General features: G+C 45.9%; 14 protein-coding genes. 1 reads left to right on the top strand and 13 read right to left on the bottom strand.

Translation table 11 applies throughout. The features are described from left to right. Positions 1-470: 470 nt before the first annotated feature. Positions 471-1,001: a hypothetical protein gene (locus VGB26_04580; protein HEX9757060.1), complete on the top strand. Its 531-nt coding sequence runs from the start codon at positions 471-473 to the stop codon at positions 999-1,001. Between the two features lie 59 nt (positions 1,002-1,060). On the opposite strand, the gene VGB26_04575 is transcribed toward VGB26_04580, so the two are convergent. The 13 genes from VGB26_04575 to VGB26_04515 form a co-directional block, all read right to left on the bottom strand. Further along, positions 1,061-2,059, bottom strand: coding sequence for a hypothetical protein (locus VGB26_04575; protein HEX9757059.1), 999 nt, complete (start codon positions 2,057-2,059; stop codon positions 1,061-1,063). Positions 2,060-2,399: 340 nt separating this feature from the next. Further along, positions 2,400-2,747: a P-II family nitrogen regulator gene (locus tag VGB26_04570; protein HEX9757058.1), complete on the bottom strand. Its 348-nt coding sequence runs from the start codon at positions 2,745-2,747 to the stop codon at positions 2,400-2,402. A gap of 18 nt (positions 2,748-2,765) precedes the next feature. Beyond that, complete coding sequence (locus VGB26_04565) at positions 2,766-3,752, bottom strand: sodium-dependent bicarbonate transport family permease (protein HEX9757057.1); 987 nt, start codon at positions 3,750-3,752, stop codon at positions 2,766-2,768. A gap of 479 nt (positions 3,753-4,231) precedes the next feature. After that, a complete protein-coding gene (locus tag VGB26_04560) occupies positions 4,232-4,591 on the bottom strand; it encodes a Na-translocating system protein MpsC family protein (protein HEX9757056.1) in 360 nt (119 codons plus the stop codon). Positions 4,592-4,594: 3 nt separating this feature from the next. Beyond that, positions 4,595-6,130, bottom strand: coding sequence for an NADH-quinone oxidoreductase subunit M (locus VGB26_04555; protein HEX9757055.1), 1,536 nt, complete (start codon positions 6,128-6,130; stop codon positions 4,595-4,597). A 58-nt stretch (positions 6,131-6,188) separates the two neighbouring features. Continuing rightward, positions 6,189-8,381, bottom strand: a complete 2,193-nt coding sequence (locus VGB26_04550; protein HEX9757054.1) for an NADH-quinone oxidoreductase subunit L — start codon at positions 8,379-8,381, stop codon at positions 6,189-6,191. A gap of 31 nt (positions 8,382-8,412) precedes the next feature. Continuing rightward, a complete protein-coding gene (locus tag VGB26_04545) occupies positions 8,413-9,882 on the bottom strand; it encodes a proton-conducting transporter membrane subunit (protein HEX9757053.1) in 1,470 nt (489 codons plus the stop codon). 46 nt (positions 9,883-9,928) lie between these two features. Then, positions 9,929-10,303 carry a cation:proton antiporter subunit C gene (locus VGB26_04540; protein HEX9757052.1) on the bottom strand — a complete coding sequence of 125 codons (375 nt, stop codon included), beginning with the start codon at positions 10,301-10,303 and terminating at the stop codon, positions 9,929-9,931. Further along, a complete protein-coding gene (locus VGB26_04535) occupies positions 10,296-10,745 on the bottom strand; it encodes an MnhB domain-containing protein (protein HEX9757051.1) in 450 nt (149 codons plus the stop codon). The genes VGB26_04540 and VGB26_04535 overlap by 8 nt, the downstream gene beginning before the upstream one ends. Beyond that, positions 10,742-11,272 carry a DUF4040 domain-containing protein gene (locus VGB26_04530; protein HEX9757050.1) on the bottom strand — a complete coding sequence of 177 codons (531 nt, stop codon included), beginning with the start codon at positions 11,270-11,272 and terminating at the stop codon, positions 10,742-10,744. The genes VGB26_04535 and VGB26_04530 overlap by 4 nt, the downstream gene beginning before the upstream one ends. After that, the gene (gene mnhG, locus VGB26_04525) at positions 11,263-11,601 is read right to left on the bottom strand and encodes a monovalent cation/H(+) antiporter subunit G (protein HEX9757049.1); all 339 of its coding nucleotides are present in this window, start codon (positions 11,599-11,601) and stop codon (positions 11,263-11,265) included. The genes VGB26_04530 and mnhG overlap by 10 nt, the downstream gene beginning before the upstream one ends. Continuing rightward, entirely contained in the window at positions 11,598-11,864 is a 267-nt protein-coding gene (locus tag VGB26_04520; GenBank protein HEX9757048.1) for a monovalent cation/H+ antiporter complex subunit F, read from the bottom strand. The genes mnhG and VGB26_04520 overlap by 4 nt, the downstream gene beginning before the upstream one ends. Beyond that, complete coding sequence (locus VGB26_04515) at positions 11,864-12,349, bottom strand: Na+/H+ antiporter subunit E (protein HEX9757047.1); 486 nt, start codon at positions 12,347-12,349, stop codon at positions 11,864-11,866. The genes VGB26_04520 and VGB26_04515 overlap by 1 nt, the downstream gene beginning before the upstream one ends. Positions 12,350-12,372 lie beyond the last annotated feature (23 nt).

The following is a 12,372-nucleotide window of genomic DNA, read 5'->3' as shown; positions in this document are numbered from 1 at the left end:
TCTTCTGGATTCCCGCTCCCCGATAGAGGCATTCGAGGACAGGTTTCGCGGGAATGACGGGAAGGGCCTGGATTTTCGCTTTCCCCTGCCTGCAAGTGCCCGCCGGACAGGCGGGTAATGACAAAATTTACCCACTCACTTCCACGATGAGCCAATTTTTGATTATCCCGGTTCATTTTTTATTTACACCTTGTTTGAATTTAAATTTCAAAAACCCCAAATTTTTAATTAACATAGATTTAATCCCCCCTCCCGGCATATGATTCATTAAACCTTTCAATGGGAGACGTTTCAGAGTAGACTTGCCATCTACTCTCAAACCTTGGGAAAATAAATGGTCTCTGTACATTTAAATGGCTAAAAATAATTTCATCCATTTTAAATTAATACTATCTTCTGTAAAGGTTCTTCCCTTTTTTCTCTTAATTTTAATGATCCTAATGGGCTGTTCTGTAAGCAAAAAGGAGAATTTGCCAAAAAAAATTGATGGAACCATCTCAAATAATATTTATTTTTCGCCTCAACATACCTTTCGTATTTCCCTTCCCCACCCCGAAACTTCACCGATATTCAAATCTATGGCCGTATATGAAGGAGGGGACCAAAAACTTTCTTATGTGAGTTTTGCTCCTTTTCTAATGGATCAAAATAGATACCATGTGTTTGTGGCTAAAACCAAACTTTCCGGACCCTTAGAAGAACAAGGGGAAGCCATAATAAAAACCTATATAGAAAGGCAAAATAAATTATCCCAGGAAGCGTTTAAAGTTTTTTATAGTGAAAAAGTTTCCCTAAATGGAATAAAATCGATTTATTCAATTTATAAATCTGAAAGCCGTTATCAGGTGTTTTATTTGACAGATCATGGGGAAAGATTTTCAAATATCATTGTTGAACTCAATCCGGAAAGTATTTTAAAGTTTAAACCGACTGAACAGGTCTTGGTCAAAAGGAAATGGGTTTTTTACAATGATTTTGTGAATTCCCTGGAAATTCAATAAGGGGAACAATCCAAATTTGACCCAGAGACAAAAAATCCAAGTTAGGCTTTAACCCGTTATTAATCCATCAGCTTATTTCGAAGAAAATCCGAAACCCAGGTTCCTAGGCGAGGCTGGACCAGATACCCATAGGATTTATGTGGGTTTCTTTTTTCCCGGTGTTTATTTTCAGCGTGTGTGACCACTTGAAAAGGGTTGTGAAGATTGTCGTAGTCAATCAAACGGTATGGGTGGTTTTTGGGAAAGAATTTTAATTGGCGCATCGGTTCAAAAAAGGGTTCGGAAAAATTATTTTTATGGGATACCACATCCCCTAAGCAGGAATAGTTTTGCCAGAAATCGATATTGGTGGGGTATTGACGCTTTCCCTTGTTTTTATGATGCCGGGCAAACAAGATATCTCGAACAGCAGGTTCTCCAAGGGGAGATCCCATGGTCGCAAAAAGTCTAACCCGTTTTTTTCTGAATTCCTTAAATCCTATGACATTGCGGTGTGAAAAACGCCACAACACATCATAGGTGATAAAAGTTCCCATACTATGGGCCAATAGTGCCACCTCGCATCCTTTACTCCAGGCCTCCCTGAGGGCAGATTCGAGAGGAAAGCGTATTTTATCCGCAATGTATTGGTCTTCATCGTAAAGCTCTGTTTCCCGCAAGAAGGCCTTCATCACATCATCCTTTACGGTAAGGGCCCCCGCAAGGAGTTTGACTAAATCCAATCCCCGGTTCTTAAAGAAAGCTCCGATTTTTTCCCCAGTTCCAACGTGAAATTTATCTTTAATTTTTTTCCTCTCCTTAATGACGTTGTTGACTTTAATCTGAAGCTTTTTCACGTAATTGGCATCATCCTCGATATGGTGAGGGGTTTCATTGGCCCAGTAGGCGGAATTGAACACTTCGGGATGGTTCTCTAAAGTTTCTGCAAGGTTCACATCATCCACACGAATATTTTCAGTAATACATTTCATCCAAAGGGAATGGAGATCTTCCTTTGGAGGTTTTGAGGAAAGACCGTGAATCATGATGATTCTCTTTTTTGAAAGATCAATGGGCATGGGTCATAACCTTTCTGATTTTTTTATTTAAAAACGTTTGGGTAGAATATGGGATATTTAAATTCAAAACAGGGGAATTATTATAAACAAAAGGGGAAAGGTCAACGGAAAAAATTTTATGCCGGTTTCCCCCTTTTAACTCAATATAAAATCCAATTTTTAAGGCCCAAGGAGTGGCAACATCCTTACGGCCTCTTAAAAAGCGATGGGTTTGGAGTGGTGGAAACCTCTTCTCAAATTCCGTGAAAGGGATCTTGAGGTTATTACGCCTTTCTGAAACCGGCTTCTTCTCCGAAGTTCCAGAGCTTCTGGGTTTGCGGACACCCCCCTTTCTTTTTATTTAGGTTCCAGGGGGTTTAGGGGTTTCTTGGCTGTAATCTGGCCAGAGGGCGAGGGCATCGGTGACCACGGCCATTCCGGCAAAGTTTTGAATGAGCCGTTCCACTTTTTGAAGAATTTTGGTGGCGATGGCCTCATCCACCAGTGTGATGACCATGGCGTTTTTAAATACATCGGTAAGACCTCCCCCCAACCGTTGTCCACGGGTTCCGCGACCGGTGACGGAAGGGAGAATCGTATATCCAGAAGCCCCTGCCTCTTCAATGATTTGGATGACCTGGTCCAGCTTGATGGTCTCAATTACGATTTCTAGTTTTTTTATGGTTTGAAGTCTCGGGTAAAAAGCCATGGTTTTCTCCTTCCTTGATTATGTGATCAACCGGGCAATCCAAAAGTAAAGCGGGATTCCTAAAATGACATTAAATGGAAAGGGGATGCCCAGTGCAAGGGTCATGGAATAAGCCGTGTTCGCCTTGGGAAGGGCCAAGTGCATGGCAGCGGGGACGGCAATATAGGAAGCACTGGCTCCCAAAATGGCAATCAACATGGTTCCTCCCGCGGATAAACCCAGCAGCCATCCTGTGAACAGCCCAAGACTCGCTCCGATCAAGGGCATGAGAAGGCCAAAAAAGGTTAGAAAGACGCCTACTTCCCTGAAGGTTGAAAAACGTTTTGCGGCCTCAACCCCCATGTGTAATAAAAAGAGGCAGAGCACCCCTTGAAAGAGGTTAAAGAAAAATGGGCCAACGGCTTCTTGGGCCCGATCGCCTGTGAGGGCTCCGATAATGAGGGCCCCCATAAGGACCATCACGCTACCGTTAAAAAGAGACTCCCGGAGAATTTCTTTAAAAGAGGTATCCCCATCGGATTGCGTTGAAGCCTGAGAGGAAAGCCGTGCGAGGAGGATTCCAACGGCGATGGCGGGGGATTCCATTACTGCCATCATCGCAATTGTGTACCCCTCATAGGTATATCCTTGCCGTGTCAAAAAAGTTGCAGCGGTTAGGAAAGTCACTGCACTGACGGATCCATAGTGGGCCGCGATAGCGGCCGCATTCAATGCCGAAAGGCCGCTGAAGCATCGGATGATTGCGTAGCCAATAACCGGAAGTAACCCTGCCAAAAAGACACCAGCCAGGCAAGCCAGGATTACTGAAACACTCCACCCCTCGTGGGCAAGTTCAATGCCTCCCTTTAACCCGATGGATGCCATGAGGTAATAGGACATGGCCCGGACCATTTCTTCAGGGAGCTCCATTTTAGCCCTTGCCAATACAGCCACCCATCCCAAGATGAAAAACAAGATCATCGGGGAAAGAAAGTTATTGAGTGAATGCTGAAAAAACTCGGCCATCCAAACCCCTCCTTATAAACCTCGTGATGAAAAAAAAGCCAACTCCCCTTCTAAGAAGTTGGCTTATAGCTTGACCGGTTATTTTGAATCAAGGACCCTTCCCGCTATCTTCCTAATCGGACATTCAACACCAATAAATACTTCCGGGTCAAGCAAATTTCTGGGGACCCTCAATTCCATTTAAAGAATAGGTTCGGGGGGTGGTAGACCAAATGCAAAAATCTCTTCTGGTCTCTGTTGGGAGATTGAATGGATTAGGGGTTAATTTAACTGGCAATTCCCCGCCGCTTGCGGCGTGGGACGCAGTAGATCTGTTGTAGCGGGCCCTTCGACTTATCTCTGGATGGGGTTCCCAAAACCATCTCCACCCCCCACCTTCCCTCCCCCCATCGAGGGGGGAGGGATTAAGGGAGGGGGCTTTTTGATACCCCGCGGTCTTGCCGCTGAGACCTTCATTAAGAACACTTCTGGATATTCTTTTAAGAAGAGACTTCATTAGGAGATTCTAGCGTGATCAGGAACACTTTTTCGTGGCCCCGTTCATGAAGCTCGATTTCAAGTCCGACTGCTTTTTTCCCCGTCAAAGGAAAAAGAACGATTTGTAAATTAGGTAATATTTCCTCAGCCAATTTTTCATTCATTTCTTTGATTAATCTTTTTCCTGTTTCCTGGCTGATCAAAATAATTTCAGAAGGGGACAGAGCATTTTCAATACGAATAATGAGGAGGTCTTCCTGTATGGCGGTTTTTACGAGAGGAGGCTTAAAACCCATTTCTTTTTCATAAAAGTCAGAAAAATCAACTGAAATTTTTTTCTCAAGGTTTTTTAAAGAATCCATTGATTATCCTCCTGGATTCGCATTCTTTTGAGATGGGCTGTCTTCTGTTTTTAAAATAGTCCCCTGAGCCGAGGGGATCATCCTGAGCAGGTGTGTTACACTGGAATCCATTATTTTAAAAAAGGGTCGCGGATAGAGACCAATCCAGAAGACCAAAATGATTAGAGGAACCAAAGTGGCGGTTTCACGAGGTGTCAGGTCAGGTAAAGATGCGTTGCTTTGATGTTTGATCTGACCCAATCCCACACGTTGCATCATCCAAAGCATATAGGATGCGGCGAGAAGAATCCCTCCTATGGACAGGATCACCATGATGAAGCTATGAAGAGAGGTTCCTATCAACACCAGAAATTCACTAATAAAGTTATTGGTTCCTGGAAGCCCGAAGGATGCAACTGAAAAAATAAAGAAAAATGTAATAAAACGGGGCATGGGTTTATGAAGCCCACCATAATCGGAAATCATTCTTTTATGGGTACGGTCATACAGAAAACCAACCGCAAAAAATAATGCCCCTGTCGTAATGCCATGGTTAAACATCTGAAGGACTGCCCCTTCAATCCCTTGTTTGTTCAAAACAAAGATTCCAAGGGTGACGAACCCCATGTGTGAAATGGAAGAATAAGCAATGAGTCGCTTGATATCGCTTTGCGCAAGTGCCATGTAACCGCCATACAAAATCCCTATAATCGAAAGCCACAATACCCAGGGCGTAAAAGTGACCATGGCTTCGGGAAGCATGGGTAAAACCAACCGGAGAAAACCGTACCCCCCCATTTTTAATAGAATGCCCGCTAAGATAACGCTTCCTGCGGTGGGGGCCTCCGCATGGGCGTCTGGAAGCCAGGTGTGAAAAGGAAACATCGGCAGTTTAATTGCGAAGGCTAAAAACAAGGTCAGGAAAATCCAAAATTGGGCGTCTCCGGAATAAATCTGGGAGGTTAAAATGATTATGTCAAAGGTTTTTCCGCCTTCAAGATAAAGACCTAAAATCCCAACCAGAAGGAAAAGGCTTCCGACAATGCTGTAAATCACAAATTTAAGACCGGCCGCAATTCGCCGAGGGCCTCCCCAGAGCGCGATTATAAAATACATGGGAATCATGGTGGTTTCCCACAGCATGAAAAACAGGAAAAGGTCCAAGGCGGTGAATACCACCAGCATGGCCGTTTCTACCAAAAGAATAAGCATAAGGAAGGTCTTAATCCTTTCCTGTATGCTGGTCCAGGAACAAATGACGCATAATGGCGTCAAGAGCGTCGTGAGCATGACCATGAGAATACTAATTCCATCAATGCCGATTGCATATTGAATGTTAAAGGTCGGCATCCATTCAGCCTGTTCAACGAACTGCATGCCTGGGTGATTGGGGTCGAACCGGAACCATAGAAGGAGCGATAGAAGAAATGTGACCATGGAAAAGCCAAGTGCGATCCAACGCACTACCGTGGGATGTTTAACAAACGCCATGATGGTCATCCCCAAGGCGGGAAAAAAGAGAATGATGCTTAAAAGATGGTTTTGAAGAAGATTGTCCATAATGTGAAACCGTTTTTTTACCCTAAACCCCGTTCAGGGTAAAAGGGGGTGCGTCTTCTTATAGTAAGAATAGTAGAAAAAGAATCAATGCCGCAACCAACGCAAAGATCATGACCAATAACTGATGCTGAAGCATGCTGGGTTCAATTTCACGAAGCGTTTGTCCAGCAGCCTCGTTTTTTCTGCCAATGCCATTTACAAATCGCTCTAACCAGCGGATATCCACAGAGCGCCAAAGCCACCCCGCCGTTTGTTGGGTGATTTTTGCCGTTCCATCCACTAGCCATCCCAGCGCGCGAATGTCTACGGAGGCCCAAAGCCAGCGCGCCAAACCGACAGTCAATCCGGCAGTTCCTTCAATCACCCTCCCAATGATCCGAACATCCACAGATTTCCATAACCACCTGGAAAATGAAACGGTACCATCCGCTGAAAACAGGGTGAAACGTTCAATGAGCCGCATATCAACGGCCTCCCAAAGCCAGCGGGAAAACTTTAAATTTGGGCGAACGATATAGGCATCGCAGATTTCATCCATGTACCATTTGTTATGGGTCAGAACATAAAACCGCTTATACCATCCCACCCTTTTTGGAGAACCTTGGATGAATCCATAAAGATTAAACTGCGAAAAGATTAGGCCTAAAAGAGCTGCACCAAACCCTGCCAATATAAGCATCATGGTGAAAAAACTCAATTTGGAGGGGTTTGGGGGTAACTCCGAAAGTGCCACCGTGGGGTAAAGAAATGTGGTGATACCGCCCCAGAACCAGGCAAGTGCCCCGGCGAGAACCAAGCTGGAAATAGTGGCAATCAATACCGCTGGGCCAAGGCCTGGTAAACCCAAAAAAAGTGAGGAGTTGGGAGATACCAATGAAGGGGTGACCCCGGGCGGGCCCATTTTTTTGTTTGTTCCACGGTTTAACCCTCTGGAAAGATGCAAAGCCGTAAGGAAAACGGTCATTAAGGCAATGAACCAAAACAGAGGAGAGAGTCCGTTAGACCTCGGACTAAACCAGAGCATTCCATATCCGCTCAAGGCAATCAACACGGGGGAAAGCCAAGCTAAAGAGAACGCACTGATTAAAGTAGAAGGGGGGAAGGCAAACCATGCTGTTGGTTGTTCTTCTTTTTCAACGTGAGGAGTTGCTTCAAGGTGTTGGAGGGCGCTTCCGGCAGAGAGGAATAGAAAAGCTTTTGAGGCCCCGTGGGCCAGCAGGTGAAATGTAGCGGCGATAAAGGCTCCCGCACCGCAAGCCAGTATCATCAATCCCAATTGGCTCATGGTGGAATAGGCCAAGATCCTTTTGATATCCGTTTGTGTTAAAGCGACCGTTGCACCTAAAAAAGCCGTTATTGCCCCGATGATGATCATCACATTCATCGCGGTAGGAGATAGAATGAACAAAGGGCTCATTCGAAGAACAAGAAAGACACCGGCTTTTACCAGCGTTGCTGCGTGAATCAGGGCCGAGACCGGTGTAGGGGCTTCCATGGAAAAGGGAAGCCAAATGTGGAAAGGAAATTGGGCTGATTTACCCATTGCCCCGAGAAATAGTAACAATGCGATCAGGGTCAGGACTTCAACGTTCCATTGGAGGCCCAACCACCCAAGGAGATTGACCGTTTGACCCACTTTGGTTTCTGCCCCGGCCAGTATCTGTTGAATGTCCAATGTTTCAAAGGTCACAAAAGTGAGAAAAATACCCAACCCAAGACCGATATCAGCGGCTGCGTTGACTAAGAATGCCCTCATGGCTGATTCATAGGAAGATCGATTTTCTGCCCAATGGGAAATCAACAAATAGGAGCAGATTCCCATGATTTCCCAGAATAGGTAAAGCATGAAGAGGTTGGTGCTCATGGTCAGCATAAGCATTGAAAAGGTGAAAAGAGAAATGACGGCAAAGAATCGGGGGTACCGAGGGTCTCCCTGCATATAGCGGGAAGAGAAGATGTGAACAAGGGTGCTTACACCGGTAACCAATAAAAGGAGAAGAACCGAAAGGGAGTCGAGGTAAAGACCCAGGTCTACTTTTAATGTTCCTGAATCGATAAAGGTATAGAGGTCCAAACGGATGGGGCCTGATTTTAAAATGGTATAGAAGGCGATGACCGAAAAAAGGAAGGAAAGGGATAACGCCGGAATGGTCAATCGATGGCATTGGTCCTTTATCCGTCCGCCAAATAGCACCAGGAAAAGAAAAGCGGTAAAAGGAAGCAAAGGGATTAGAATAAAAAACCAGGTCATGGAACTTTATGATTCCTAATCATGAGATACCCTAGAACCCAGAGGGAAGGGCGACGTTTTGAATTAATTGAATCGTTGGATCACTGAAAATTCCCAACACCAAAATGCTGACCACCACCATTCCCATTCCCAACCGCATGGGAAATGGTGCTTCTAAACCGGGAAGCTTCGGGGCCTGCCTTTCCTCAAAAAGCATCTTTTCCAGGATTTTTATAAAAAACGCTAAGGTCAGCAGCGTGCCCACAATAATGACGGCTACTGCAAGGTAATTTCCGATTTCCAATGCGCCGAGAACAAGATACCATTTTCCGAAAAATCCCCCTGTGGGAGGGATTCCGACCATTGACAATGCTGTGACAATTAAGGCGGTTACCGTCCAGGGCATTTTCCCTCCAATTTGAGTAAGATCAGAGACGTTTTTTACCCCGTATCGGTATATTAGGGTCCCTGCTATAAAAAACAATCCAGCCTGCATCACCGCATCGTTTAACAAATAAAAAATCCCGCCGGTGTAACCGGTCTTGTTCCCCAGACTAATACCCAGCACCACAAGCCCAACATGGGACAAGCCGCCATAGGCGAACATGCGCTTGATGTTTTTTTCAGAGAGAGCAAGGAGCGCTCCAGCCAATGTCGCAATGGCGCCAATCCATCCAAGGTAAACCATAAAAGGAATATTTCCAAAAATGGTTTCAATTCCCAAAACCCAAAAGGTGATCCGAACCAGTGCATAAAGTGCAACCTTGGTCATTAATGCGGCGACGATGGGGCAGATGGGTTCCGGGGCATGGGCATAAGCGTCCGGAAGCCATCCATGTAACGGAACCAAAGCCATCTTGATCGCCAGTCCCATCAGCAGGAACACAACCCCTGAAAGGACAGTACGGGATTCCAAGATTTCTGAAAGGCGAAGAGACAGATCTCCCATATTTAGGGTTCCGGTGGCTGCGTAGAGATATCCCACACCCAGCAGATAAAACGAGGCTCCGATGGTTCCCAGCATCAAATAGCGGAAAGATGAAATCAAGGCACGCCCTCCCCCCACGGCCACCAATGCATAAGCGGACAAGGAAGCCACTTCTAAAAACACAAAGAGGTTGAAAAGATCCCCGGCCATGACCATCCCGGTCAGCGCTGAAATTAAAAGCAAGACCAGCGTGTAAATAGGCACGATTTTTTGGCTCATGGTTTTTTGGACACCCGGCCCTGCATAAAACACCGTCAGAAGGCCCATGAGGCTAACCAGTATCATCACCAAGGCGCTCAGCCCATCCAATACCCATTCAATACCCAGAGGAGGGGCCCACCCACCAAACCGGTAACTGATGGGTCCATTCAAATAGACATGGTGAAAAGCAAAAAAAGAAACCACACTCATGGAGGAGAGTGCCACAAGTGCCACAGGCCAGCAGACGTTTTTGCGAATCAGGCCCACCATGGGCATAGAGATAGCTACCACGAAGGGAATTAAAAATAAAAAAGCGGGGAGGTTAGTCATCATGTTTTATCATTTCTTTAAATCTTAGTTAGACCTGCGTAGTAGTGGCCTATTCACCAGGTTCCAGCCTTTTGACGAGTTCATCCTCTTCCAGAGTTTTATACCGGTGATAGATGGCAATAACCAGGGCCAATGAGACGCCCAGAGTTGCCACACCCACCACAATGGCGGTGAGCATCAGAACTTGGGGCAGAGGATTGGCATAGGAGGCCCCCTGGGAATATTCAGGGGAAAGGAGGATCGGAACCGTGCTCCCTTCCTTTACTCCCAGGGCAACAAAGAACAGGATGACACTGGTTTGTAAAAGGTACATTCCAATCAACTTTTTAATGAGATTCTTATGGGTGACCATGATGAAAAGCCCGAAAAGAAAGAGGAGGATAAACGCCATAAAATTGGGCCGAGAAAAAAAAATTTCAAACATGGGTATCCTCCTCATTTTCCTGGGGGGATAAACTAAAAAAAATCGAAATGGCTACAACGGCCACATCAATCCCAACTCCGATTTGGGTTCCAACAATTCCCAAAGCCCGCTTGGAGGGGTTTTCCAACCCGGGGATTTGAAGTGCGGCGTAATTGAGAAACTCTCCACCCCAAAGAATGCAAAGGAGTCCAATTCCTCCAAAGACCATTAAACCCAGGCCATCGGACCGAAAGGCCACCCTTTCAATAAACCCTCGGGAATAGCGGCTTCCAAAAACCAGTACCGTTAAAATCAGGCTCACCCCGAATAGAACCCCCCCCACAAATCCTCCTCCCGGACTGTACTGGGCATGAAAAATGAGGTAGACCGCGTAAAGCTGTATTACCGGAATCAAAATGCGACTGAGTGTTTTTACAATGGTGCTATCGTGGGGGAAGATCATTCCGGTTTCCTTCTTAAGAGCAGACTGGTTGCAATTCCTGCAGTAAAAATTACAGTGGTTTCGATCAGGGTGTCCATGGAACGGTAATCCATCAGCACGGATGTGACCACATTGGGGGTTTGGGTCTCTTTCAGGCTTTGTCGAAGGTAGGCGGGGGAGATATGGGTATTGGCCGGAGAGGCGGGATTACCAACACGGGGTAAATCCTGGGCACCGAATACCATAATAAACCCCAATCCCACAAGGCCTACCAGGACCATCCAGGAGGAACGATAGTACCGGGTTTGGCTGATGTCGGAACCGGTCAAAAATAAAGTAAGTAGAAGAAAAATGGTGGACAACCCCACCCCCACTACGGCTTCAGTGAATGCCACATCCACCGCTCCTTGCCAGGCCCAAAGAAGGGCAAGGAAAAAACTGTAGGAACTCAGGATAAAAACCGAACCTATCAAATCTTTCACAAAAATGGCTCCTGCGGCGGTGAGAACCAGTAAAATCAATAGGGGGATGGCGACCGTTAAATACATTTTTTCTCCTCTTTTTCTTGAGGAACCTGTTTGGGATTCTCCCGGGTCCACGGTTTAAGGCCGGATCTCAATGCGGCCCTCACGGTAGCATGAGAAATGACGGGATTTAGATGATACAACAGGATTAGGATGAGGACCGTTTTCAACGCGCTGTCGGTGAATCCTTGATAAAGGGCTAGTCCGGATAGCACAAGGCCGATACCCAGGGTATCGGTGATGCTTAGGGCGTGGGATCGGGTAAAAACATCCGGCAAACGGATCATCCCGATGGCGGCAACGATCAGAAAAAAAAGTCCAGTCAAAATGAGAACGACCACCAAAACGCTCATCTATAATCCTTATGCTCCAAATACTTGGCTGCGGCTAGGGCGCCGACCAAATTGATCAATGCATACCCCACGGCGATATCCACGAACATGGGCACCCTTTCATAGAGGGTTCCGATAATCACTAGAAGCATAATGGCCTTACTTGAGATTCCATTTAACCCTAAAAGTCGGTCGAAAACCGTTGGTCCCTGTAGAACACGGTAAAGGTAGATTAAAATGATGGTGGCTAAAACCAACAGGATTCCAAGGAAAAATATTGACATTATTGAGTTCCTTTCTTTCCAAAAACCCAAAAAATTTTTTTTTCCAAGCGATCCGTGACCAAGTCATTTGCCGAATCTTCATCCAAAGCATGCACCACCAGGTTCGAAGAATTTACCTCGGCGGTGACCGTTCCGGGGGTTAATGTGATTGAATTGGCCAGTAGGGTTATGGCAGCGGGATTTCGCAGGTGGGTTTGGTATAGAATCATTTTGGGATTAATCGGCAACCGGGGGTGAAGAATCAAAAAGACGGTATGGAAATTACTTAATAAGATTCTGTAAAAAAGCCAGGGAAGGAAAAACATAAAGCGGAAAAAAGGGATGGTGGGATGGGGTGGTTCCGGATGCCGGCCGTGCAACGCTGAAATTCCGACAGCAGTGACCAATCCCAGAACCAGAAATAAGGGTTCCATCCTCCCTGAAAGGAGCACCCAAAGGAGAAATAAAAGGAAAGCGTTTCGAGTAAATGTTCCTACAGTATACATTAATGCTCCTTTTCCCCCACCAT

The sequence above is a fragment of the Nitrospiria bacterium genome, assembly GCA_036397255.1.
Taxonomy (GTDB): domain Bacteria; phylum Nitrospirota; class Nitrospiria; order DASWJH01; family DASWJH01; genus DASWJH01.
This window is presented reverse-complemented; position numbering and strand designations above follow the sequence as displayed.

Coding starts and splice junctions, on each gene's coding strand:
- VGB26_04575 (HEX9757059.1), bottom strand. CDS start 2,059: ATGCCCATTGATCTTTCAAAAAAGAGAATCATCATGATTCACGGTCTT.
- VGB26_04570 (HEX9757058.1), bottom strand. CDS start 2,747: ATGGCTTTTTACCCGAGACTTCAAACCATAAAAAAACTAGAAATCGTA.
- VGB26_04565 (HEX9757057.1), bottom strand. CDS start 3,752: ATGGCCGAGTTTTTTCAGCATTCACTCAATAACTTTCTTTCCCCGATG.
- VGB26_04560 (HEX9757056.1), bottom strand. CDS start 4,591: ATGGATTCTTTAAAAAACCTTGAGAAAAAAATTTCAGTTGATTTTTCT.
- VGB26_04555 (HEX9757055.1), bottom strand. CDS start 6,130: ATGGACAATCTTCTTCAAAACCATCTTTTAAGCATCATTCTCTTTTTT.
- VGB26_04550 (HEX9757054.1), bottom strand. CDS start 8,381: ATGACCTGGTTTTTTATTCTAATCCCTTTGCTTCCTTTTACCGCTTTT.
- VGB26_04545 (HEX9757053.1), bottom strand. CDS start 9,882: ATGATGACTAACCTCCCCGCTTTTTTATTTTTAATTCCCTTCGTGGTA.
- VGB26_04540 (HEX9757052.1), bottom strand. CDS start 10,303: ATGTTTGAAATTTTTTTTTCTCGGCCCAATTTTATGGCGTTTATCCTC.
- VGB26_04535 (HEX9757051.1), bottom strand. CDS start 10,745: ATGATCTTCCCCCACGATAGCACCATTGTAAAAACACTCAGTCGCATT.
- VGB26_04530 (HEX9757050.1), bottom strand. CDS start 11,272: ATGTATTTAACGGTCGCCATCCCCCTATTGATTTTACTGGTTCTCACC.
- mnhG (HEX9757049.1), bottom strand. CDS start 11,601: ATGAGCGTTTTGGTGGTCGTTCTCATTTTGACTGGACTTTTTTTTCTG.
- VGB26_04520 (HEX9757048.1), bottom strand. CDS start 11,864: ATGTCAATATTTTTCCTTGGAATCCTGTTGGTTTTAGCCACCATCATT.
- VGB26_04515 (HEX9757047.1), bottom strand. CDS start 12,349: ATGTATACTGTAGGAACATTTACTCGAAACGCTTTCCTTTTATTTCTC.